The sequence below is a fragment of the Arthrobacter silviterrae genome (assembly GCF_011045165.1).
Taxonomy (GTDB): domain Bacteria; phylum Actinomycetota; class Actinomycetes; order Actinomycetales; family Micrococcaceae; genus Specibacter; species Specibacter silviterrae.
In genome coordinates this window covers 47,126-69,335 of the sequence record NZ_JAAKZI010000021.1, presented here as the reverse complement: position 1 = coordinate 69,335, position 22,210 = coordinate 47,126, and the positions used below count along the sequence as shown (strand labels likewise).

Here is a 22,210-nt window from a genome sequence, read left to right as displayed (position 1 = left end):
TCATCGCCATGAACGCCTACGGACGCCAGCTGCTCACCTCGCTGCGGTTCCTCTTCTTCGCCACACTTCTTTTGGGCCTGGCCTACCCCGCGCTGGTCTTCGGCGTCGGGCAGCTCGCAGCGCCCGCCCAAGCCAACGGCTCCATCATCACGGTGTCCGGGCAGCAGGCAGGGTCGTCCCTGCTGGCGCAGCCGGTCACCGGCGACGGGTATTTTTACCCGCGGCCCTCCGCCGTCGGCTGGGACCCTTCGCAATCCTCCGCCTCCAACCTCGGCCCGAACCAGCCCGCCCTGGTGGCGGCCATCGCCAAGAACCGGGCCGCCGTGGCGGCACGGGAGCAGGTGCCCCCGGCCAGCGTCCCGATGGACGCCGTCACGGCCAGCGGCTCCGGGCTGGACCCGGACATCTCCCCGGCCTATGCCGCCCTCCAGGTGCCGCGGGTGGCGCGGGCCAGCGGGCTGGGAGAGGCTGCCGTCAAGGCGCTCGTCGCGGAGCACACCAGCAACGGCTTCCTGGCGTTCCTGGGCCAGCCGGCCGTAAACACCACCACGCTCAACGCCGCGCTGGCAACACTGCGCGCGGGGCACTGACAGCAAACAAATACCGACTGCGACAATGGGACCATGGCACGAGGCATCTTGCGTATATTCCTGGGGGCTGCCCCCGGCGTGGGCAAAACCTACGCCATGCTGGATGAAGGCCACGCCCAGGCGGCGGCCGGCGTGGACGTGGTGGCCGGAATTGTGCTGGACCACGGCCGCGAGCAGACCCGCGCACAGATGGCGGGGCTCCAGGCCCTGCCCACCCGCACCTTCACCTACCGGGAGGCCGAATTTGAGGAGCTGGACGTGGCGGCCCTGCTGGCGCGGCGCCCCGCACTGGCCCTCGTGGATGAGTACGCGCACTCCAATGTTCCGGGGGCCGGCAATGCCAAGCGCTGGCAGGACGTGGAGGAACTGCTCGCCGCCGGGATCGATGTCTACTCAACCGTGAATGTCCAGCACCTGGCGTCCCTGGGGGATGTGGTGGAGTCCATCACCGGGGTCCGGCAGCAGGAAACGGTGCCCGATGAGGTGGTGCGCCGGGCGGACCAGATTGAGCTGGTGGACATCCCGCCGGAACTGCTGCGCCAGCGCCTGAGTGCGGGCAACGTCTACACGCGGGACAAGGTGGATGCCGCCCTGGCCAACTACTTCCGGCTGGGCAACCTGACGGCACTGCGCGAATTGGCCCTCCTGTGGCTGGCCGACAGGGTGGAGGAAGGCGTGGCGGCCTACCGGCAAAGCCACGGCATTGAGGCAAGCTGGCCCACCCGCGAACGCGTGGTGGTGGGGCTGACCGGCGGCGCTGAAGGCGAATTCCTGCTGCGCCGGGCGGCCCGCATCCTCAGCCGGGTGAGCGGCGGGGAACTGCTGGCCGTCCACATTCCACGGTCCGACGGCGTTGCCGGGGATGTGCCGCTGGCCTTGGAAAGCCAGCGCCAGCTGGTCACCGACCTGGGCGGCACCTACCACTCCGTGGGCGGCGAGGACCCCGCCCGGGCCCTGCTGGACTTTGCCCGCAGCGTGGGCGCCACCCAAATCGTCATTGGCTCTTCACGGCGCAAGCCCCTGCTGGGGTTCCTGGCCCGGCCGGGCGTGGGCGCCCAGGTGGTACGCGGCGCCGGGGACATGGACGTCCACATGGTGCCGCACCCCCTCGTGGGCAAGGGCCGGACCATGTCAGGCCGGGGAGACCTGAACCGGAAACGCATCCTGGCAGGATTTGCGCTGGCCCTGGTGCTGCCCGTCCTGGTGCAGCTGGCCACAGGCGACCTGAGCCTGCAGCTGACCATGCTCATCCAATTTGCCGCCACCATTGCCGTGGCCCTGCTGGGAGGCCTGTGGCCTGCCGTCGCGGCAGCCGTGTGGAGCAGCCTGCTGCTGAACTTTTACTCCGCTCCGCCCGTAGGCACCCTGAACATCAGCGACCCCCAGAACCTGCTGGCCCTGGCCATCTTCCTGGTGGTCGCCGTGGCGGTGGCACTCGCCGTGGACCAGTCGGCCCGCCGGTCACGGGACGCGGTCAAGGCCGGGGCGGAAGCGGCCACACTTAGCGAACTGGCCCGCGGCATGCTCGCCTCCCAGGACACCGTCCAGGTGTTTCTGGAACAGGTCCGCGAACACTTCGGGATGCGGGCCGTGACGCTCTACAGCGGCTCGGGGCCCGAGATCAGCACGTGGCATGCGGACGCTTCCGTCGGAGAGGATCCGCCGGCAAGCCCTGGCCAGGCCGACAATGTGCAGGAGGTGTCAGGGCGTTGGGTCCTGGGCCTGAGCGGGAGGGTGCTGCCGGCAAGCGACCGCCGCCTGCTGGGGGCCTTCGGCGCCCACCTGATTGCCCTTGAACAACGCCAGGCCCTGACCGCAAGCCAGCGCGAAAACCAGCAGCTGTCCCAGGACAACAAGATCCGCACCTCCGTGCTGCGTGCCGTGTCCCATGACCTGCGGACGCCCCTGGCCGGCATCAAGCTGGCCGTCAGCAGCCTGCGCCAAAGCGACGTCACCTTCAGCCCCGCCGATGAGGCGGAGCTGCTCGCCACGATTGAGCACTATTCGGACCGGATGGATGCCCTGGTCGGCAACCTGCTGGACATGTCCCGGCTCAGTGCCGACATGGTCTCCCCGGTGCTGGGCGCAGTCATGTGGCAGGAGGTCCTGCCGGCGGCCCTGCACGGTGTGGCCGCGGGCCGGGTGCGCAGCGAACTGCCCCCCAACATGCCGGCCGTCGAAGCGGACCCCGGCCTGCTGGAGCGTGTCATTGCCAACATTGTCGAAAACGCCGAAAAGTACGCCCCAGACTCGGACATACTGGTGGTGGGCTCGGTCGGGGGCAGCGGCAGTGCCACGGTCAACGGCCGCCCGGCCAGCGAGCTGCGCATCATTGACCACGGCAAGGGCGTGCCGGCCGCCAACGTGGTGGCCATGTTCCGCCCGTTCCAACGGCTCGACGACGTCTCCTACAGCGCCCAGGGCGGCACGGGCGTGGGGCTGGGGCTGGCTGTTGCGAAGGGATTTACTGAAATCATGGAGGGTGTGCTGGAAGCGGAAGAAACGCCCGGCGGCGGGCTGACCATGATTGTGCGGCTTCCCCTGTCCACGGGGGCGGTCCAGCAGCGCACACGGAACGGGACACCGGCATGACCACTGTATTGATAGTCGACGACGAGCCGCAGATCCTGCGTGCCCTCCAAATCAACCTCCACGCCCACGGCTACACCGTGGTTCCCGCACCCAACGGCACCGCAGCGCTGCTGGCCGCACAGACCCACGCGATTGACGTCGTCGTGCTTGACCTTGGCCTGCCGGACATGGACGGGCTGGAGGTGATTGCCGGGCTCCGCGGCTGGACGGAGGTGCCCATCATCGTGCTGACCGCCCGGCATGGTTCCCTGGACGTGGTGGAGGCGCTGGACGCCGGTGCTGACGACTACGTCACCAAGCCGTTTGGCCTGGACGAGCTGTTGGCGCGGCTGCGGGCCGCGTCGCGGCGGGCGGGCGCCCAGGCCGCCGAACCCCTGGTCGAAACGCCTGAATTCACGGTGGACCTGGCCAACAAGCGGGTCACCCGGCGCGGCGAGGCGGTGCGGATGACGCCCACGGAATGGAACGTGCTGGAGCTGCTGGTGCGAAATCCCGGCCGGCTGGTCAGCCAGCAGCAGATACTGTCGGAGGTGTGGGGGCCGGCCTATGCCAAGGAGACCCACTACCTGCGCGTGTACATGGCGCAACTGCGGCGCAAGCTTGAGGCAGATCCCGGCAATCCCGTCCACCTGCTGACCGAGGCCGGCATGGGGTACAGGTTTTCGCCGTAAAGGGCGCAAGAGGGAGGACCAGGCATGAAACTGACGGTATTTGGTGCCAGCGGGAAGGTCGGGCAGGAAATTGTGCGGCAGGCGCTCGCGGCCGGGCACGGCGTGACGGCCGTGGTCCGGGACCGTTCCCGGCTGCCCATTTCGGGCCAGGACCTGGAGATTGTTGAGGTGCCGGTGCTCGATGACCCGGAGCGCCTCCGGGGTGCTGTGGAGGGACGGGACGCGGTGCTTTCCGCCGTCGGCCCGGGCAGCCGCAAGCAGGCCGGCTCAACGGCGCCGGTCACGCGCACCATCACGGCAGCCATGGGGCTGGCCGGGGTGCGCCGGCTGCTGGTGGTCAGCGCCTCACCGTTGGGACCCGTGCCGGAGGGGCAGCCGTTCCCGCTGCGGACCGTCATCACGCCCATAGTCGACCGCATCTTCCGAGAGAACTACGTTGACCTGCGAATCGTGGAAAGCGAACTGGCCGACAGCGGGCTGGACTGGACGGCGGTGCGCCCGCCGCGCCTGCTGGATACGCCGGCCACGGGCGTCTACCGTACCGCCGTCGAGTCCAACCTGCGTGGCGGCTGGCAGATCAGCCGCGGGGATGTCGCCCACGCCATGCTCGCCATGATCGGCGATCCGGCAACATTTGGACACGGTGTGGGCGTCGCCTACTGACGCTTGGTTGTAGCGTTGACGCATGAGCGAAACCCCTGCCGGCACAGTCCTCGCCCTGTGCCGGGTGCACCAAATGGCCACCACGGACACCGGCTTTGGCGTCACCGCCATTGACAAGCGTCCCGTTGAGGGGCCCGTGGGCGTGCGCAGGTTTGGCGTCTTTGGCGACTTCCAGGGCGACCGTGAGCACCATGGCGGCCCCGACCAGGCCGTGTACGCGTACTCGCAGGAGGATGCGGACTACTGGCGCGCCCAGCTGGGCCGGGACATCCCGCCGGGCCTCTTTGGCGAGAACCTGCGCACGGAAGGGGTCGAAACCACCGGCGCCGTCATTGGTCAGCGCTGGCGCATTGGAAAGCACCTGCTGCTGGAGGTGACCTCGCCCCGCGTCCCGTGTGCCACTTTTGCCGAGCGGATGGCGGAGCCGCAGTGGGTCCGGCGCTTCACAGAGGCAGGCCGCGTGGGCTGCTATTTTCGGGTCATCCACAAGGGCAAGGTGCAGGCGGGGGATCCGATTGTGGTGGAGTCCACCCCGGCTCACGGCATCACGGTGGGCAAGTTTTTCTCCCATCCCACCGTGGAGGATGTGCTCACGCTCCAGGCCCTGCACGACGCCGGCGAAATCACCTTGAGCAGGCACTACGACAAGTACTTCCCGCGGATCCTGCAGGGGGCCAAGTAGCTTCGCGGCAGCCCGTCCGGGCGTTTGTGCGCAACCTCACTGGGAGCCATCGACTTTGGGCCGCCCGAATGGGTAAGGTATGCCCTACAATTTAAACATCCCCCACTCCGGTATCTCCTTTTATTTTCTGCCCAATTTTTGAGGCAGGAGCCTGAAGTGTATGGGGCCCGCGGTAATTGCGCGGGCAAGTAGCGTTCATAGGGGATTGCCGGCAAAGAAACGTCACACGGTGTTGGCCTAGGCTGGCACCGGCGGCCGTACCAACGGTGCGCATGTGGCGCGAGATCCTGCCTGGGATACCTGTTGCGGCTGGATTTCGAGTAATGCGGCGCCCTCGCCGCCCGGCCCTATGAATGAGGACATTTACCACCATGCCCGAAAATACCACTGACACCGCTTCCGGTTCCGTCACCATCAACAAGGAAGACGCCCCGGAAGTTACTTTTGCCGAACTTGGCATCGACGGCCGCGTGCTGTCCGCCCTGAGCGACGTCGGCTACGAAAAGCCTTCCCCCATCCAGGCCGCCACGATCCCGCTGCTCCTTGAGGGCCGCGACGTGGTGGGCCTTGCCCAGACAGGCACGGGAAAGACGGCCGCGTTCGCGGTTCCGGCCCTGTCCCGCATGGCTGAGCTGATGGACCTCAACGGCCCCACCAAGAACACCCAGATCCTGGTGCTGGCGCCCACCCGCGAGCTGGCCCTGCAGGTTGCCGAAGCGTTCACCTCCTACGCCAAGTACATGGACAACTTCTCCGTCCTGCCCGTCTACGGCGGCTCCGCCTACGGCCCCCAGCTGGCTGGCCTGCGCCGCGGCGCCCAGGTGGTTGTCGGCACTCCCGGGCGTGTCATCGACCACCTGTCCAAGGGCTCCCTCGACCTGTCCCACCTGCAGTACCTGGTGCTGGACGAGGCAGACGAGATGCTCCGCATGGGCTTCGCCGAAGATGTTGAGCAGATCCTCTCGCAGACCCCGGATGAGAAGCAGGTTGCCCTGTTCTCCGCCACCATGCCGGGCCAGATCCGACGCATCTCCAAGCAGTACCTGAACAACCCTGCCGAGGTCACGGTCAAGGCCAAGACCACCACGGGCGCCAACACCCGCCAGCGTTACCTGCAGGTCATGGGCCCGCACAAGCTCGACGCCCTGACGCGTGTGCTTGAAGTTGAAGAGTTCGACGGCGTCATTGCGTTTGTGCGCACCAAGATGGCCACCGAGGAACTGGCTGACAAGCTGAAGTCGCGCGGATTCCAGGCGGCCGCCATCAACGGCGACATCCCGCAGCAGCAGCGCGAGCGGACCATCGAGGGCCTGCGCGACGGCCGCTTCGACATCCTGGTGGCCACCGACGTTGCCGCCCGCGGCCTGGACGTGGAGCGCATCTCCCACGTCATCAACTACGACATCCCCCACGACACCGAGTCGTACGTGCACCGCATTGGCCGCACGGGCCGCGCCGGCCGCTCCGGCGACGCGATCCTCTTCATGACCCCGCGGGAAAAGTACCTGCTGCGCGCCATCGAGAAGGCCACCCGCCAGCCGGTGGAGCAGATGCACCTTCCCTCCGCGGAGACCATCAACACCCTGCGCCTGGGCAAGTTTGCCGAGAAGATCACGGAAACCCTGGCCACCAAGGACGTCGCCAAGTTCCGCGACCTGATCGCCAGCTACGAGGAAGAGCACGATGTTCCGGCCTCGGAAATTGCCGCGGCACTGGCTGTCATGGCCCAGGGCGGCCAGCCGCTGTTGGTCAACGACCTCCCGGCGGCCCCGGAATACCAGAAGAAGGAACGCTCCAAGGACGGCTTCGGCTCCCGCGGCCCGACCCGCACCCTGACCGAGGGCAACGCCACCTACCGCATCTCGGTGGGCCGCCGCCAGCGCGTCATGCCCGGCTCCATCGTTGGCGCCATTGCCAATGAAGGCGGGCTTTCCTCGGCCCAAATCGGCGGCATCGACATCCGTTCCGACCACACCCTGGTGGAACTGCCGGCCGAGCTCAGCAAGGACCAGTGGCGCGCGCTAAGCAAGACCCGCATCGGCGGTGAGCTCATCAACCTCGAGCTGGACAAGGGCCGCCGCCCGGCGTCCGCCGGCGCAGGCGCCCCGTACCGTGACCGCAATGACCGCGGCCAGGGCGGCTTCAAGAAGAAGTACGACGGCGGCCAGGGCGGCTACCGCGGAGGCGATCGCGAACGCGGTTCGGACCAGGGCTACGGTGCTGAACGCCAGGGCCACACGGGCCACGGCGGCGGCGACCGCCGTCCCCGCCACGAAGGCGGCGGCCAGAACTACAACAGCAAGGGCAAGTGGTAAACACGCCCACCTCTGCGGCACCCATCGGTGACGTGGTGATGTGAGGCCTCGAAAGGGGGCGGGATGCCGTACGCGGGCATCCCGCCCCCTTTTTGACAGGGTGGCCCAAGCCGGCTGTGACGCATATCATTTTCACCGCGCCGAAGTCCCGGAATCCACGTTCCCGGGCTCGCCGCCAACGGCCCGTTGTGGCCGGTTTTGGGCCGAAAAATGCCTGTACGGACCCTGAAGCAATGCCGAAAATCCGGGGTGGGAACCCTCGATTTCGCATCCTGCAAAACCGCTGGTAAAGTATTTTCTCGTTGCCCCCCTAGCTCAGTGGTAGAGCGCGTTCTTGGTAAGAACGAGGTCACCGGATCGATTCCGGTGGGGGGCTCGCAAATGGGTGGGCTCGTGTCAAGACGGTTTTGGCCGCGGAACACGGGCCAAACCCATTTATGGCGGCGTAGCTCAGTTGGTTAGAGCGCACGACTCATAATCGTGAGGTCGGGAGATCGAGCCTCCCCGCCGCTACAAAAATACGACCCGTAGTCTTAGGCTGAAGAAGCTGAAGGCTGCGGGTTTTTTGTGTTCCGGCACGGCCTTTCGGCAGCGAAGGTTTCCACACGGCGTGGACGGAAGGCAAGGGAGCACCATGAAGAAGGCCATGATCATCGGCGGGCACGGAAAGATCGCCCTGCTGCTTGCCCCGCTGCTCAGGGATGCCGGCTGGGACGTCTCAGGCGTGATCCGCAGCGCGGCCCAGATTGACGATGTAGCCGCGGCGGGCGCCACGCCGGTGGTGCACGACGTCGCTTCCTCCTCCGTGGACCAGCTCGCTGCCCTGGTGGCCGGGCAGGACGCCGTCATCTGGTCAGCGGGCGCCGGGGGCGGCAGCGCCGAACGCACCTACGCGGTGGACCGCGACGCGGCCATCCGCTCCATGGACGCCGCCGAAAAGGCAGGGGTGGGCCGCTACGTCATGGTGTCCTACCTGGGGGCCCGCACCGACCACGGGGTGCCGCCGGGGGACAGCTTCTTCGCCTACGCGGAAGCCAAGGCGGCTGCGGACACGCACCTGCGCGCCATGGGCCTGGCCTGGACCATCCTGGGGCCCGGGGCCCTGACCTCGGACGAAGCCACGGGAACTGTCACCACCACGGTGGATCCGGCCCGCCGCAACACCTCACGCGCCAACGTTGCCTTGGTTGCAGCCGCCGTCCTGGACCGCCCGGACACCGTGCGGCGCACCATCGAGTTCACCGACGGGGACACGTCCGTCGAGCAGGCGCTCAACGCCTGAGTTCCAGCGCCTCCCGCAAGAACGCGGCTCCCCGTCCTGCGTTGAACCCATGCCTGGCCGGCCCCGTTTGTCCTTTCAAGCCCGGCCACCAGGGTTGGGGTACTCACAAGGGACACACCATGAAGAATTTTCGGCTGGCTGTTGGCGCCACGGCGCTGGGGGCCGGCCTGCTGCTCGCGGGCTGCGCAGGGACAACCGCCCAGCCCGCACCGCCGCCGTCGTCGTCCGCGTCGACGGCACCCACCACCGCGAAGGCCATCCCGACCCCGTCGCATTCGGCCAAGCCGGTGCCCAAGCCAGTGAAGCGCCCGGTCGCACCGCTTGCTCCCGTCCCCGCACCGCCGCCTGTCGTCATGCCAGCCCCGCCGCCTGCGGTCATTCCGGCACCGCCGCCTGTCATGCAACAACCGCCAGCGCCGGTCCGCAACGGCGGCGACCACGAAGGCGACAACAACGGCGGGCCCGACGACGGCGACGGCCTCATGTGAACCGCGCCAGTTCCGAATCCAGCTCGCGGAAGCAAGGAATTCGCATGCATTCCCCCTCAGTGCCTCGCGCAACGTTGGCCGCGACCGTTCCCGGAGGCCACCTCCGGTCCGGGCGGCGTCGTCCGGGTTTTCGTGGTTCACGGCGGGCCCGGCGCCTGCCGGCTGGCTCGCCTTGGAACTGCCGGGCCGGGCCGCGGTGCTGGCGTACCCTCCCACAGCGGCCCCTGTGCAAAGCGATTCGGGCACGGTGGCGGCGGAAACCGCCGGTCCGGGCGGGCAGCCGGTACTTTACCTCAATGCCACACCGCAGCAGGGCAGCGAAACCCTGGCCAACTGGCGATCGTTCCGACTGGCCCACCTCAGGGGCGAACACGCTGTGGGCGCCGCCCTTGACGCGTCCGCCGCAGGCCTTGCCTTCCGCGGCGGCACCGGTTCCTGCGTCCTTGACGACTATGTGACCCGCATCGGGGCGCACCATTACCGGGAGATCGCCTGTCTCGTGACCGGCGTCCGCGGCAGCACCGTGATCGTCGCCGCCACACCGGCCGACAGATGGAACGCAGAACGTGGCATTCTCGAGCAGGCGGTGGACTCCTATGATGTCCTGTAGGCATCCGCGAGCGCCGCGATGACGCCGTCTCCCCGAACCCGGCCGGGACGTTCCGGCCAGGGCCAGCACCCTGGCAGCCTGCGCCGCCCGTTCGCCTGGCGTGCGGTCAGCGCAGTCCTGGCTGTTGACGCGGCGCTGTTCCTGGCGACGCTGACGCAGTACGGCTACCACCGGGATGAGCTGTATTTTCGGATCTTGTCCATGCATCCCGCCTGGGGGTACGTGGACCAGTCGCCCCTGACGCCCATGGTGGTCCGTGCCGGGATTTGGGCGTTGGGGGACAACCTTTGGGCGGTTCGCGTCCCGGCGATGCTTTTCGCCTTGGGCGCCGTGGCCCTGACGGCCCTGCTGGCGGCCGAACTTGGGGGCGGCAGCCGCGCCCAGCTCCTGGCCGCAGCCGGCATCAGTTCCACGTTCGTCTTCATTGCCGGACACATCCTGCTGACGGCGTCCCCCGACATGCCGGCCTGGCTGGGCTTCATCCTCTTTGCCTCCAGGGCCCTGCTCAGAAACAGGCCGCGGTGGTGGCTGGCGGCGGGCATCGTGGCGGGGCTGGCGAGCTACAACAAGTGGTTGATTGCGCTGTTGCTCATCGGCTTCCTCGCCGGCCTGCTGCTGTCCGGCCCGCGCAGGGCCCTTGCCGGGCGGTGGCTCTGGGCCGGCGTGCTGGCCGCCGTGGTTGTCGGGGCTCCGAATTTCATTTACCAGCTCACCGCGGGCTGGCCCGAGGTGACGATGGCCGGGGCGCTGGCGAATGACAAGGGCGGCGGCGACAAGGCGTACTTTGTCCCGTTTCAGCTCATACTGCTCGGATTCACCGTTGCACCAATCTGGGTTGCCGGCTTCACGGCACTCTTTCGACGCCGGGAATGGCGTCCGGTGCGGGCATTTGCCTGGGCCTACCCGGCCGTCTGCCTGATCGTTCTCGCCACAGGTGGCCAGCCGTATTACACCTTTGGACTGCTCGCGTTCGCCTACGCCGCCGGATCGGTGGTTGCTGTCCAGTGGGCACGCGACCGGGCCGTGCGGCGGGCCGGCCTTTGGGCCGCCGTCGGGGTTGCGGCTGCCATGGCCGTGGTGGTGGCGCTGCCGGTGATTCCGGCGGCCTCCCTGCCTCCCGTCATCGCCACAGTGAACCAGACTGCCAGGGACTCCGTGGGGTGGCCGGCCTACGTGGCGGAGGTCGCCCGGGTCTATGGTGCGCTGACGCCAGCCGAGAGGGCGCACACCGTGCTGCTGGCCCAAAATTACGGCGAGGCGGGCGCGCTGGACAGATTCGGGCCCGGACTGGGCCTTCCCGCGGTGTTCAGCGGACACAACCAGCTGCACGCCTACGGACCCCCGCCGGCGGCGGCGACCACGGCCATTTCAGTGGGCTTCGACGACCTTTCCGCCGATTTCTCCTCCTGCACGGTGGAAGCCAGGCTGGACAACGGCGAAGGGGTGCAGAACGAGGAACAGGGGCGGGCCGTCATGGTCTGCCGGGGCCTGCGCGCCCCCTGGGCGGCCCTCTGGCCCGGGATGCAGCACTACGGCTGAATTCGGGACTGGGAGCGCTAGGGTGGGAGCGTGGAGCAGCTTGTACTGATCGTCGGACTCTTGTTCGCCACCGTTGTCGCCGTCGGCCTGGGGGACCGCCTCAGGCTGCCGTACCCCGTGCTCATGCTGATCATGGCCGGGGCCATGACGTTCATTCCCGGCTTCCCGGACCTGAGGATCGACCCCGAGCTGATCCTGCCCATCTTCTTGCCGCCGCTGCTTTTTGCCACGGCCCAAAAGAGCTCCTGGTCCGTGTTCCGGATTCGCTGGCGCACCATTGTGCTGCTGGCCGTGGCCCTTGTGGTGGTGTCCACGGCCCTGGTGGCCGGTGCGGCGTGGCTGTTGATCCCCGGCATTGGCGTTCCCGCTGCGCTGGCGCTGGGCGCCATGACCGCGCCGCCGGACCCTGTGGCCGTGGAATCCGTGGCCGGGCGCGTGCACATGCCCCGGCGGCTGGTCACCGTGCTGCAAAGCGAGGGCCTGTTCAACGACGCGGCCGCCATCGTGATCTTCCAAGCGGCAGTGGCCAGCGCCGTCGGCGGGGAGACCTTCGGGCTCGGGGTGGTGGGCAAGTTTGTGCTGGGAGCCGTGCTCGCCGTCGTCGCCGGCATGCTCATGGGCTGGCTGACGGGCCTGATCACCCGGCTCATCACCTCCTCAGTGGCCCGCAGCGCCGTGACCCTGGTGGTGCCGTTTGCCGCGTACATCCTGGCCGAGGAATTCCACGCCTCGGGCGTCATTGCCGTTGTGGTGACCGCGCTGGAAATCAAGCGGCACGCCCGCGCCGAGGACGCCACGGAACGCATTACCCGGGCCGCCTTCTGGGACGTGGTGGAATTGCTCGCGACGGGCCTGGCGTTTGGCCTGGTGGGCTTGGAAGTCCGGGGGGTCGTCAAGGCCGAGGGTGGCGCCATCTGGGGCATGGTTCCCCTGGCGGTTGGCATCAGCGTGCTGGTCATCGCCATCAGGTTCCTCTGGTTTTGGGTGCTCCAGCTGCTTTCCCGCAAGGACCGCGGGGACCTGCCGCCCACCAGCTTCAAGGACGTCGTCATCCTCAGTTGGTGCGGCATGCGGGGGCTCGCCACGCTGGCCCTGGCCCTTGCGCTGCCCGCCGTGCTGCCGTCGGGAGCCCCCTTCCCCGCCCGGCACGAAATTATTGTCATTGCCTGTGCCGTGCTCCTGGCCACCCTGGTCCTGCCGGGGCTGACGCTGCCGTGGCTCATGCGCGTGCTGAAGGCAACGGACGACGGCGTCGAGGAGCGTGAGGCGGCCAAGCTCATGGCCCTGCGCGCCCAGGAAGCTGCCGTGGCGGCCCTGCGCGGCAACGAGGTCATCAGGAACCTGCCGCCGGAAAAGCTGGCCCTGATGAAGGCCAAAATGAAGAAGCTGCACGCCGAGCTGCTCGACGGCGGCCTCCCCGCCGACGATGCCGACGAACGGCGCCGCCGCGGACGGGAGCTGGCCATAGCCGTGCAGACCATTGCGCTCGACGCCGCCCGCCAGGAAGTGCTGACGGCCCGCAATGAGCCGGAGACCGACCCCGAAGTGGCGGACAAGGTGCTCCGCCAGCTGGACCTGCGCACCATGATCATGCCGGAATAGCCCCGCCCCCACCCCGACGCTCCCTCACTTTTCGGGCTGTTTTCCCCAACGCCCCCTCACGATTTGCGGTCTTTTGCCCAACGCTCCCGCGATGCGGCCATGGCCTAGGCTGGGGCCATGGACTCCCAGCCTGGTTCGATTCCCCAAGCCCTTGCCGGCGCATCAGCCGGAGCCTGGCTCAAGCCCCTGCTCGACGAACAATGGCACGACATGCACGCGGTGGTGCCGCGCGGCTTCCCAGCCTATGCCCGGATCTTCCACCCTCTGGAGCGCGACCGTCCGCAGGACACAGGGTCGTGGCATGGCCATGAACTGCCGGCCATGGGAGAGCTGGAACAGCAGCGGGTGGGCTGGGCCGCCGTCGCCCGGGCCTTTGGCACGCTCATGCACCCGCTGGCCCAGCTCCACCGCCTGATGGGACCGGTGACACCGATGCTCGGGCCCCTGGACGAGGCAGGCTGGCGCTATTCGAAACCGGACATTGGGAACCTTGCTACGGACGTCCTGGCTGCGGTTGCCACCCACCTCTGCAACCACACCGGCACGCCTGACGAAGGCGTAAGTGCCATTTGGGAGGGCTGGGGCGGGCTGGCCACCTCCGCCGGCTATGCCGAGCTGCGCCTGTCTGACGACGGCCAGTGGGACAACCCGTTGTCCCGGGAACCCGGCTCCGGGCTGCTGTCCGCGGCGGTGGCCGACGGCGAAAAACTGGAACTCCCGAACCGCAGCTACTACCTTTTTTCTGCCGGGCCACGGTTCTACACCGACCCCGAATGGGTGAACCGCGTGCCGTGGCACCATTCGCCGCTATGGCCGCAATCGCCCAGCATTTTGTGGCCCGCCGACCGGAGTTGGGTCATGGTGTCGGAAATCGATTTTGACTCCACCGTGGTGGCTGGCAGCAGGGAGCTCATTGCAGCCCTGGTGCAGGACCCTGCAGTCGAGGCGCTTGCGCTGGGGGAGGGCGCCGACCTTACCTGGGATGCCGACGTCCCCAACCGGCCCGCCGCTGGCAACGTGCCGCACGGGACGCCTCACCGCCGGTTGCACACGCAGGATCGCTGGCGCATAGGCACAGCAAAACCCGGGTTCGTTTGTGCCCCGCCGCGTCGAAAGTGCGGCGCGGCCCGTATACGGTAGATGTATGTCTAGTTCCGTTGGCGACACAGCCTCATCCAAGCCCATCCGCACCCGCAACATTCCGGCCGAAATTGCCCGCTCATGGCTGCTGGTGCCCGCCACGCGCCCGGAGATCTTTGACGAGTCAGCCAGCTCACGCGCCGACGCCGTCGTACTGGACATTGAAGACGCCGTGGACCCCAAGAAGAAGGACGGCGCCCGCCAGGACGTCATCGACTGGCTGCGCAACGGTGGCAAGGCCTGGGTCCGCATCAATGACGTCCACTCCGATTTCTGGGCCGACGACGTGGCGGGCCTGCGCAACATCCCCGGCCTCCTCGGCGTCATGCTCGCCAAGACCGAGAATGCCGAGCAGGTCAAGGAAACCTACCACCGCCTGGACGGCAAAACCCGCGTCCTGGCGCTCGTCGAGTCGGCGCTGGGCATTGAGGAAGCCAACAACATCGCCCGCGCGGAAGGCGCCTTCCGCCTCGCCTTCGGCTCCGGCGACTTCCGCCGCGACACCGGCATGGCCGCGGACCGTGAGGCCATGGCCTACCCGCGCGCCAAACTGGTCGTTGCCAGCCGCGTCGGCAACCTGCCCGGCCCCATCGACGGCCCCACGGTTGGCACGAACCACCCCATCCTGCGCGAGCAGTCCGCCATCACGGTGTCCATGGGCATGACGGGCAAGCTGTGCCTGGCCATTGACCAGACCAACATCATCAACGAGGTCATCAGCCCCACCCCCACGGACGTTGCCTGGGCCACGGACTTCATGGACGACTTCAAGGCCCGCGGCGGCGTCATCCGCGACGGCTCGGACCTGCCCCGACTGGGCCGCGCCGAAAAGATCATGAAGCTGGCCGTGGCCTACGGCGTCCAGCCCGCGCTCTGAACCGTGGCTGAGACCGGCCCGGCACTGGTCCGCGGCGTTTCGTGGACCCCTGCCGGGCCGTCGCTGTCCCTTACCGCGGACGACGGCGGCGCCCGGGTGCCGCTGCAAGCCGGCCAGTGGCTGCGGTTCAGCGTCCTGGCGGGGAGCGGCATTCCGGCCCGGTACTGCCTGGGGTACTCCAGCGTCCAGGGGCCGGAAGAGTCGCAGCATTTTCCGTGCCCCAGCGGTGCAGCTGCCGAGCGCGGCTACCAGTGCGGCGCGTGCTTTGCCCGCGACGATTTCCGCTTCATGCACGACTTTCACCGCAGCGGCATTGCCCCGCCCGGTCTGAAGGCCTACCTCGCGCAGCCGCACTGGCTGTATGTGGCCACCTTCGCCGATGGCACCACCAAGGTGGGCACGGCTTCCCAGCGCAGCAAGTGGTCCCGACTGGCGGATCAGGGCGCCGTCGTGGCCCGGTATGTTGCACAGGCCGGCGACGGCTCCGTGGTGCGGGTGCTTGAGGACGCCGTGTCTGCGAATCTTGGCCTGACGCAGTTTGTCCGGGGTGCCGGCAAGTTCGCCTCGCTCCTCCAGCCCCGCCCTGCCGCCGATGTGGAGGAGGTCAACCGGGCTGCCGCCGCCGTGGTCAGGGAATTCCTGGGCACGCAGGCCCTTGATGGCTTTGGGGTGGTTTCGGAGCAGTGGGAACGCAGTGCCATTGCGGCTGGTGTGGCTGAGCCCAGCCAGCGCATTGCCTACCCCCAGGAGCTCAAGGCGGGCACCCACGGCATCCGGCTGGACTCGCTGCTGGGTCCTTATGCCTTGGTTGGCGTGGACGGATCCGGGACAGCGTTCCTTGCCGACCTCACGGCCCTGAAGGGGCACAAGATCCTATTCGGCGACTACGCCACCGACGTCCCGGCCCTCCAGGAATCGCTTTTCTAGGCTCCATTCCGTGCTCGAGCAGCGAGCTCTGCGAGCGCGTCAGACCCGGCGTCGAGACCCGGCGTCTGGGTCCGGGAAGGGCGCCCAGCCCCCTCCTCTACACTGGGGGTGTGCTTAACGACTTTTGGGAAACTGCCCCGCCCGCCTACAAATACGCGGTCTTTGGCGGCATGGGCCTGACCGCCATTGGCATCATCATCATCGTAGTGGGCGCAGTGTCCTCCACGCCCGCGCTGACCTTCGTGGGGTTGCCGTTCGTCGGCGTCGGGCTCGTGGCCCACATGGTGTCCCTGGGCCTCCGCGCCCGCGCCGTCCGCAAGTCGCTCAGGGAAGCGGAACAGCGGAACAAGGCCTAAACCGCTGGGGGCGTGCCAAACCGCCGGCGATGGGTGAAATTTCGCACGCCGCCGACTGTTTGGCACGCCGTGGCCATTACTTGTCCGCCGGCAACGGGCGCAACGCCCGCAGGCACATGATGGCCGCGCCGAGCATCAGCACCACGCCCACCAGCGCCACCAGCCCCGAGCCGGAGTCGAAGGCATGCCGGGCGGAGGCCAACAGCGCCTGGCCCTGGGCCGCCGGCAGGCCGGCCGCAACGTCGATGGCGCCGCCCAGCGTTTGCCCCGCCGTGTGGCTGTCACTGGCAGACAGTCCGGCCGGCACGGCAACATTCATGCGGTAGGCGGCGGCGAGCACGCTGCCCAGAATGGCAGTGCCAAGAACCGAACCCACCTCGTAGGCAGTCTCGGAGATGGCTGACGCGGCCCCTGCCTTCGCCGGCGGCGCAGCACTGAGGATGAGGTCGTTGGAGATGGTTTCGGCAATTCCCACCCCGGCGCCCAGCACGGCAAAGGCCGCAATGGTGCCCGCCACGGATCCGTCGGCATTGAGCCACACGATCAGGAATCCTGCGGCGTTGAGCAGCAGGCCGCCGGCCACCAGGTGTGAGGGCCGGAAGAACTTGGCCAGGGACGCGGCCAGCAGGCCCGTCACAATGGAAATGACCAGTCCGGGGACCAGCACAAAGGCGGCCGCCGTGGGGGAGAGCCCCACCACCAGCTGCAGGTGCTGGGTGATGAAGTACAGGAAGCCCACCAGGGAGAAAATGCTCAGCAGGTTGGCCAGCACCCCTCCGGAAAACACCGGGTTGCGGAACAGCCGGACATCCAGCATGGGGTCCGGACGGCGCAGCTGGCGGCGCACAAACACCACCCCGAGGACCATGCCCGCCACAATAAAGGCCGCGTTGACAAATGTCAGCCCGGTCTGGGCAATTTCCTTGATGCCGTAAATGGCCGGCACCATGGCTCCCAGTGACAACGCAATGCCCAGCGGATCGATGCGGCCCGGGGCCGGATCCTTGGACGCCGGCACGAAGACCGGGGCCAGGACCAGCAAGGGGATGAGGACGGGGATGGACAGCAGGAACACGGCGCCCCACCAGAAGTGCTCCAGCAGGAACCCGCCCACAATGGGGCCCAGTGCCGCGCCGCCGGAGAAGCAGGCAGCCCAAATGGCGATGGCCGTGCGGCGCTGGTCGTGGTGCACAAACAGGTTGCGGATCAGCGAAAGCGTGGACGGCATCAGCATGGCGCCGAAGATTCCAAGCAGGGCGCGGTAGCCAATCAATGCGGTGGCCGACGGCGCGAAAGCCGCCAGTGCCGACACCAGCGCAAAGCCGGTGCTGCCAATCAGCAGCAGGCGCCGGCGGCCAAAGCGGTCGGCCAGGCTGCCCATCGGCACCAGCAGCGCGGCAAGCACCAGCGGGTAGATGTCAATGATCCACAGCAGTTCGGTTGCGGAAGGAACCAGCGCCAGGGAGATGGAGGGGATGGCAAAACTCAGCACAGTATTGTCCACCGAAATCAGCAGCACCGGCAGCATCAGCACGGCCAGGGCAATCCAGGCGCGTGTGCCTGCTCGGGCGGGGCCGGCGGCGAGGGTGGAAGCGGGGGTGTTGAGTGACAGTGCCATGCCATCAACTCTATACCGTCCAGCCGGTACAGTAAACCGTCTGGACGGTGTACTGCATCACTTCTTGTAGTCTTGTCCAATGACTACACAACCTTCGGCGCGCGAGCGTGTCCTTGCCGCCTATGAGGACTTGCTGATCAACGACGGCCCCCGGGCAGCCACCCTGGATGCCGTTGCCGCCGCAGCCGGGGTGTCCAAGGGCGGGCTGCTGTACCACTTCAAGAGCAAGGAAGCCCTGACCGAAGGCCTGCTGGGAAAACTGGCCGAGCTTGCCGCCGTCGACTTTGAACTCATGGCCAATGATCCCGAAGGGTGCGCCAGTTATTACGTGCGGACCAGCGTTTTTGGCGGCACGGTTTTTGACCGCTGCGTGGTCGCCGCCATGCGCCTGGCCCAGGGCGAGGACAGCACCGTGCGGGCGGCATTTTTGGCCATGCACGCCACCTGGTACCGGCTCATCCTGGAAGACATCGGGGACCCTGCAGTGGCGCGCGCAGTCATGCTGCTTGGCGACGGCCTCTACTTCAACGCCGCCTTGTTCGGCCTGCCCACCGATGCCAAGAACGACGGCGGCACCCAGGACGCCGTCGACGTCCAGTCGCTGCTCGCCGTGGTCCGGCAGCTACGCTCCAGTGTCCGGGCCTGACTCCGGGTAACGCTTACCGGCCTCCACAACCTCGCTGCTCCCGGCGGCCCCCCGCTCGCAAGCTCGCGGCGGGCCCCTCGCCCGGTAACGCTCACCGGGCTCCCACCGCTCGCAAGCTCGCGGCGGGCCCCTCGCCCGGTAAGCTTGTCACCATGACCACCAACCCCGAATTGCAGGGACGCAGCTACCCTGCCGGCGACGTTTACAGCGTTGGACGCGAGTCGATCCGCGAGTTTGCCCGCGCCGTCAAGGCCACCCACCCGGCGCACTTCGACGTCGCCGCCGCACGGGAACTCGGCCACGCCGACCTCGTGGCACCCCCCACCTACGCCATCATCGTGGCGCAGCGCGCAGACGCCCAGCTGATCAACGATCCCGATTCCGGCATTGACTTCTCCCGCGTGGTCCACGCGGAGCAAAAGTTCTCCCACCACCGCCCCATCGTGGCCGGTGACGAGCTCGTGGCCGAACTCCACGTCGACACGGTCCGGGCCATGGGCGGCGGGGCCATGATCACCACACGGGCCGAAATTTCCACCGTGGCCGGGGATGCCGTCGCCACCACAGTTTCCGCCATCCTGGTGCGCGGGGAGGGCCAGTAATGAACTTTTCAGAACTCGCAGTGGGCCAGGTCATCGGCACCCGCTCGCTTGAAATCACCCGCGCGGACCTGGTCAGGTATGCAGGGGCATCAGGGGACTTCAACCCCATCCACTGGAACGAGCGCTTCGCCCGCGAAGTGGAACTGCCCGGCGTCATTGCCCACGGCATGTTCACCATGGGCGCGGCAGTGCAGCTGGTGACGGACTGGGCCGGTGACCCCTCCGCCGTCGTCTCCTATGGCACCCGGTTCACCAAGCCCGTGCCGGTGGCTGACCTGGACGGGGCGCCGGGTGCCGTCGTCGAGGTGACCGGAACCATCGGCGCACTGGATGAGTCGGCCGGAACGGCCCGGATTGACCTGGCCGTGACGCTGGACGGGCAAAAGGTGCTGGTCAAGGCGCAAGCCACGGTCAGCATGGCGTGAGCGGGCTCGATTCCAAAACCGTCGGGGCGTGGCGCAACGGCGTGGTCGCGGCCTATGCGGGTTCCGGACTGGTCTTTTCCACCTGGGTCTCCCGCATTCCGGCCATTCGCGACGACCTGGGCCTGACGCCCGGCACCGTGGGGTTGATTCTGCTGTGCATGTCGCTGGGATCCTTTACCTCGGTGGCGGCCTCCGGACTGGTGGTGCTGCGGCTCGGCTCAAAGCTGACCACGCGCGTCTGCACCACCATCCAGGCCGTGGGCATGGTCATCATGGGGCTGGGCGCCAGCGTTTTCGTCAACCCGCTGGTTGTGGGGGCCGGCCTGGTGGTGGTGGGCCTGGGCACCGCCAGCTTCAACACGGCCTCCAACATTGAGGGCGCCGCCGTGGAGCGGGCGCTGGGCAGGCACATCATGCCGCGCCTGCACGGCTCCTTCAGCATTGGCACTGTGGTGGGTGCCGGGCTTGGAGCCCTCGCCGCCTCCGTGCACCTTCCGGTTGCCATCCACGTCTCGGTCATGGCCGCCATTGTCTGGACCGCCATCTGGTTCGCCACCCGCCACTACCAGGCGGACTCGCGTTCCGCGCAGGAGGCCCGCGGGCAAGGAGCCGTCCAGCTGGGCGAGCTTGATTCCGTGCCGGGCACCGGCCCCATCCCCCTTGTCAGGCCGGGAACGACGGCGCGTCCCCCGGCCAAGGGGGCGGGCCCGCCGGCCGATCCAGCTGCTGACGCAGCGGCTGCGCTGGCGCCGGAGTCCCGGAGGTTGGCCCAGGCCAAGCTCGACGGCAAGGCCAAGATTGCGGCCGCCTGGCGGGACCCCCGCACCCTGCTGATCGGCGTGCTGGTGCTGGGGCTTGCCTTGGCTGAAGGTGCCGCGGGGGACTGGGTGGCCCTGGCGCTGGCAGACGGCTATGGCTCGTCCAACGCCACCGGCGCGCTGGGCTACGGCATTTTTGTCTCCGCCATGACGGTGGGCCGCTTTGCCGGGACCACGGTCCTGGACCGCTACGGCCGGGTGGCGGCACTGCGGACCAGTGCCGCGCTGGCCGTCGTCGGGCTTGCCGTCTTTGTCTTTGCCCCCAACCAGGAGATCGCCCTCGCTGCCCTGGTGCTGTGGGGCCTGGGTTCCGCCCTTGGCTTCCCCGTGGGCATGTCCGCCGCCTCCGACGACCCCGACCACGCCGCTGCCCGCGTGTCGGTGGTCTCCACGATCGGCTACGGTGCGTTCCTGGGCGGGCCCCCGCTGCTGGGGCTGCTGGCCGAACACATCGGGGTGCTCCACTCCCTGTTGGCCGTGCTGGTCATGCTGGTGGTTGCCTTCATGCTGAGCCCCGTGGTCCGCAAGCCCGCCGGGGCAGTGCCGGAAAGGGCTAGTGTTGAAGGGTGAGTGAGACTGTGCTGCTGAGTTCCCTGACCACCCTTGGCGTGGGAGGGCCCGCACGCAATTATGTGGAGGCGGCCACCGAGCCCGACATCATCGCAGCTGTCCGTGCCGCGGACAGTGCCGGGGAGCCGCTGCTGATTGTTGGGGGCGGTTCCAACCTGGTGATTTCGGACCAGGGATTTGAGGGCACGGTGCTCAAGATCGCCAGCCAGGGGTATGCCGTCAATGCGGAGGATTCCTGCGGCGGTGCCGCCGTGGTGGTCCAGGCCGGCCACAACTGGGACGACTTCGTCCACCAGTCGGTGCTGCACGCCTGGAGCGGGCTCGAGGCGCTGTCGGGCATTCCAGGGTCCACCGGAGCCACGCCCGTGCAGAATGTGGGTGCGTATGGTGCCGACGTGTCCCAGACGATTGCGGCCGTGCGCGTGTGGGACCGCGAAAACAACGCCGTGCACACCTTCACCAACCATGAACTGAAGTTCGGTTACCGGGACTCCATCATCAAGGCAACCACCGTCAATGGATCCCCCCGCTACGTGGTCCTGACGGTGGAATTCCAGCTGCTGCTGGGCCGGATGAGCGCCCCGGTCAAGTATGCCGAGCTGGCCCGCCGGCTGGACGTGGAGGTGGGCAGGCGCGCCAACTCCCTGGAGCTGCGCCGCACAGTCCTGGCCCTGCGCGCGTCCAAGGGCATGGTCCTGGACCCCGCAGACCGCGACACCTTCTCCACCGGATCCTTCTTCACCAACCCCGTTGTCCCGGCAAACGTTGCTGACGCATTGCCGCTGGATGCCCCGCGCTGGCCGGCCGGGGAGGATGGCGGCCTGGTCAAGCTCAGCGCAGCCTGGCTCATTGAGCACGCCGGCTTTGCCAAGGGCTACGGCCTGGCGGGTGAGCTCGCGGCCAGCGGTCTCGCCGAGGGGAACAACCACGCCGGGACGCCGCACGCCTCCCTTTCCACCAAGCACACCCTGGCCGTCACCAATCGCGGCGGGGCCGCGGCAGAGGACATCCTGGCCGTGGCCCGAGAGGTGCGCAACGGCGTCGAGCGCAAGTTCAACATCACCCTGCACCCCGAGCCGGTCCTGGTCGGCTGCTCCCTCTAAACTCCGACGCTCGGTTGCAATCGGGGCTGTTTTCACCGACCCTCCCGCACATTTGGGGCATTTTTCACGAACGCTCCCTCACCGTCGGCGACGG

General features: G+C 67.9%; 21 protein-coding genes and 2 tRNA genes. 22 read left to right on the top strand and 1 reads right to left on the bottom strand.

All coding sequences use genetic code 11. The annotated features are described in order from the left end of the window. Positions 1 to 8 precede the first annotated feature (8 nt). From kdpC to G6N77_RS12515, 17 genes are all read left to right on the top strand, one after another. Positions 9 to 590 carry a potassium-transporting ATPase subunit KdpC gene (gene kdpC / locus G6N77_RS12595; protein WP_165182517.1) on the top strand — a complete coding sequence of 194 codons (582 nt, stop codon included), beginning with the start codon at positions 9 to 11 and terminating at the stop codon, positions 588 to 590. Between the two features lie 33 nt (positions 591 to 623). Further along, positions 624 to 3,182 carry a DUF4118 domain-containing protein gene (locus G6N77_RS12590; RefSeq protein ID WP_165182516.1) on the top strand — a complete coding sequence of 853 codons (2,559 nt, stop codon included), beginning with the start codon at positions 624 to 626 and terminating at the stop codon, positions 3,180 to 3,182. Next, positions 3,179 to 3,853, top strand: coding sequence for a response regulator (locus tag G6N77_RS12585; protein WP_165182515.1), 675 nt, complete (start codon positions 3,179 to 3,181; stop codon positions 3,851 to 3,853). Before G6N77_RS12590 ends, G6N77_RS12585 begins: the two co-directional genes overlap by 4 nt. A gap of 24 nt (positions 3,854 to 3,877) precedes the next feature. Continuing rightward, complete coding sequence (locus tag G6N77_RS12580; RefSeq protein WP_165182514.1) at positions 3,878 to 4,516, top strand: NAD(P)-dependent oxidoreductase; 639 nt, start codon at positions 3,878 to 3,880, stop codon at positions 4,514 to 4,516. Positions 4,517 to 4,538: 22 nt separating this feature from the next. Beyond that, on the top strand, positions 4,539 to 5,198 hold the full coding sequence (locus G6N77_RS12575) for an MOSC domain-containing protein (protein WP_165182513.1): 660 nt from the start codon (positions 4,539 to 4,541) through the stop codon (positions 5,196 to 5,198). Positions 5,199 to 5,569: 371 nt separating this feature from the next. Then, positions 5,570 to 7,513 carry a DEAD/DEAH box helicase gene (locus G6N77_RS12570; RefSeq protein ID WP_165182512.1) on the top strand — a complete coding sequence of 648 codons (1,944 nt, stop codon included), beginning with the start codon at positions 5,570 to 5,572 and terminating at the stop codon, positions 7,511 to 7,513. 304 nt (positions 7,514 to 7,817) lie between these two features. Next, positions 7,818 to 7,889, top strand: a tRNA-Thr gene (locus tag G6N77_RS12565). A gap of 63 nt (positions 7,890 to 7,952) precedes the next feature. After that, positions 7,953 to 8,026, top strand: a tRNA-Met gene (locus G6N77_RS12560). A 121-nt stretch (positions 8,027 to 8,147) separates the two neighbouring features. Next, positions 8,148 to 8,795, top strand: a complete 648-nt coding sequence (locus tag G6N77_RS12555; protein ID WP_165182511.1) for an NAD(P)H-binding protein — start codon at positions 8,148 to 8,150, stop codon at positions 8,793 to 8,795. 119 nt (positions 8,796 to 8,914) lie between these two features. Continuing rightward, positions 8,915 to 9,283, top strand: coding sequence for a hypothetical protein (locus G6N77_RS12550; RefSeq protein WP_165182510.1), 369 nt, complete (start codon positions 8,915 to 8,917; stop codon positions 9,281 to 9,283). Between the two features lie 226 nt (positions 9,284 to 9,509). Further along, positions 9,510 to 9,893, top strand: coding sequence for a hypothetical protein (locus tag G6N77_RS12545; protein ID WP_165182509.1), 384 nt, complete (start codon positions 9,510 to 9,512; stop codon positions 9,891 to 9,893). An 18-nt stretch (positions 9,894 to 9,911) separates the two neighbouring features. Continuing rightward, on the top strand, positions 9,912 to 11,432 hold the full coding sequence (locus tag G6N77_RS12540; RefSeq protein WP_165182508.1) for a glycosyltransferase family 39 protein: 1,521 nt from the start codon (positions 9,912 to 9,914) through the stop codon (positions 11,430 to 11,432). A 30-nt stretch (positions 11,433 to 11,462) separates the two neighbouring features. Continuing rightward, on the top strand, positions 11,463 to 13,034 hold the full coding sequence (locus G6N77_RS12535; protein ID WP_165182507.1) for a Na+/H+ antiporter: 1,572 nt from the start codon (positions 11,463 to 11,465) through the stop codon (positions 13,032 to 13,034). Between the two features lie 117 nt (positions 13,035 to 13,151). Then, positions 13,152 to 14,174: a hypothetical protein gene (locus tag G6N77_RS12530; protein ID WP_205678256.1), complete on the top strand. Its 1,023-nt coding sequence runs from the start codon at positions 13,152 to 13,154 to the stop codon at positions 14,172 to 14,174. 4 nt (positions 14,175 to 14,178) lie between these two features. Further along, positions 14,179 to 15,051, top strand: coding sequence for an HpcH/HpaI aldolase/citrate lyase family protein (locus tag G6N77_RS12525; protein ID WP_165182506.1), 873 nt, complete (start codon positions 14,179 to 14,181; stop codon positions 15,049 to 15,051). A gap of 3 nt (positions 15,052 to 15,054) precedes the next feature. Then, positions 15,055 to 15,978 (top strand): DUF2797 domain-containing protein, encoded by a 924-nt coding sequence (locus tag G6N77_RS12520; protein ID WP_165182505.1) that lies wholly within the window; start codon positions 15,055 to 15,057, stop codon positions 15,976 to 15,978. A 110-nt stretch (positions 15,979 to 16,088) separates the two neighbouring features. Continuing rightward, positions 16,089 to 16,334, top strand: coding sequence for a DUF3188 domain-containing protein (locus G6N77_RS12515; RefSeq protein WP_165182504.1), 246 nt, complete (start codon positions 16,089 to 16,091; stop codon positions 16,332 to 16,334). Between the two features lie 76 nt (positions 16,335 to 16,410). On the opposite strand, the gene G6N77_RS12510 is transcribed toward G6N77_RS12515, so the two are convergent. After that, the gene (locus tag G6N77_RS12510; protein ID WP_165182503.1) at positions 16,411 to 17,952 is read right to left on the bottom strand and encodes an MFS transporter; all 1,542 of its coding nucleotides are present in this window, start codon (positions 17,950 to 17,952) and stop codon (positions 16,411 to 16,413) included. Positions 17,953 to 18,031: 79 nt separating this feature from the next. On the opposite strand from G6N77_RS12510, the gene G6N77_RS20145 reads away from it, so the two are divergent. From G6N77_RS20145 to G6N77_RS12485, 5 genes are all read left to right on the top strand, one after another. Continuing rightward, positions 18,032 to 18,598 (top strand): TetR/AcrR family transcriptional regulator, encoded by a 567-nt coding sequence (locus G6N77_RS20145; protein ID WP_165182502.1) that lies wholly within the window; start codon positions 18,032 to 18,034, stop codon positions 18,596 to 18,598. Between the two features lie 152 nt (positions 18,599 to 18,750). After that, complete coding sequence (locus G6N77_RS12500) at positions 18,751 to 19,200, top strand: FAS1-like dehydratase domain-containing protein (protein WP_165182501.1); 450 nt, start codon at positions 18,751 to 18,753, stop codon at positions 19,198 to 19,200. Further along, positions 19,200 to 19,625: a MaoC family dehydratase gene (locus tag G6N77_RS12495; protein ID WP_165182500.1), complete on the top strand. Its 426-nt coding sequence runs from the start codon at positions 19,200 to 19,202 to the stop codon at positions 19,623 to 19,625. Before G6N77_RS12500 ends, G6N77_RS12495 begins: the two co-directional genes overlap by 1 nt. After that, the gene (locus tag G6N77_RS12490) at positions 19,622 to 21,013 is read left to right on the top strand and encodes an MFS transporter (RefSeq protein WP_165182499.1); all 1,392 of its coding nucleotides are present in this window, start codon (positions 19,622 to 19,624) and stop codon (positions 21,011 to 21,013) included. The genes G6N77_RS12495 and G6N77_RS12490 overlap by 4 nt, the downstream gene beginning before the upstream one ends. Then, positions 21,010 to 22,116: a UDP-N-acetylmuramate dehydrogenase gene (locus G6N77_RS12485; RefSeq protein WP_165182498.1), complete on the top strand. Its 1,107-nt coding sequence runs from the start codon at positions 21,010 to 21,012 to the stop codon at positions 22,114 to 22,116. Before G6N77_RS12490 ends, G6N77_RS12485 begins: the two co-directional genes overlap by 4 nt. The last annotated feature ends 94 nt before the right edge of the window (positions 22,117 to 22,210 follow it).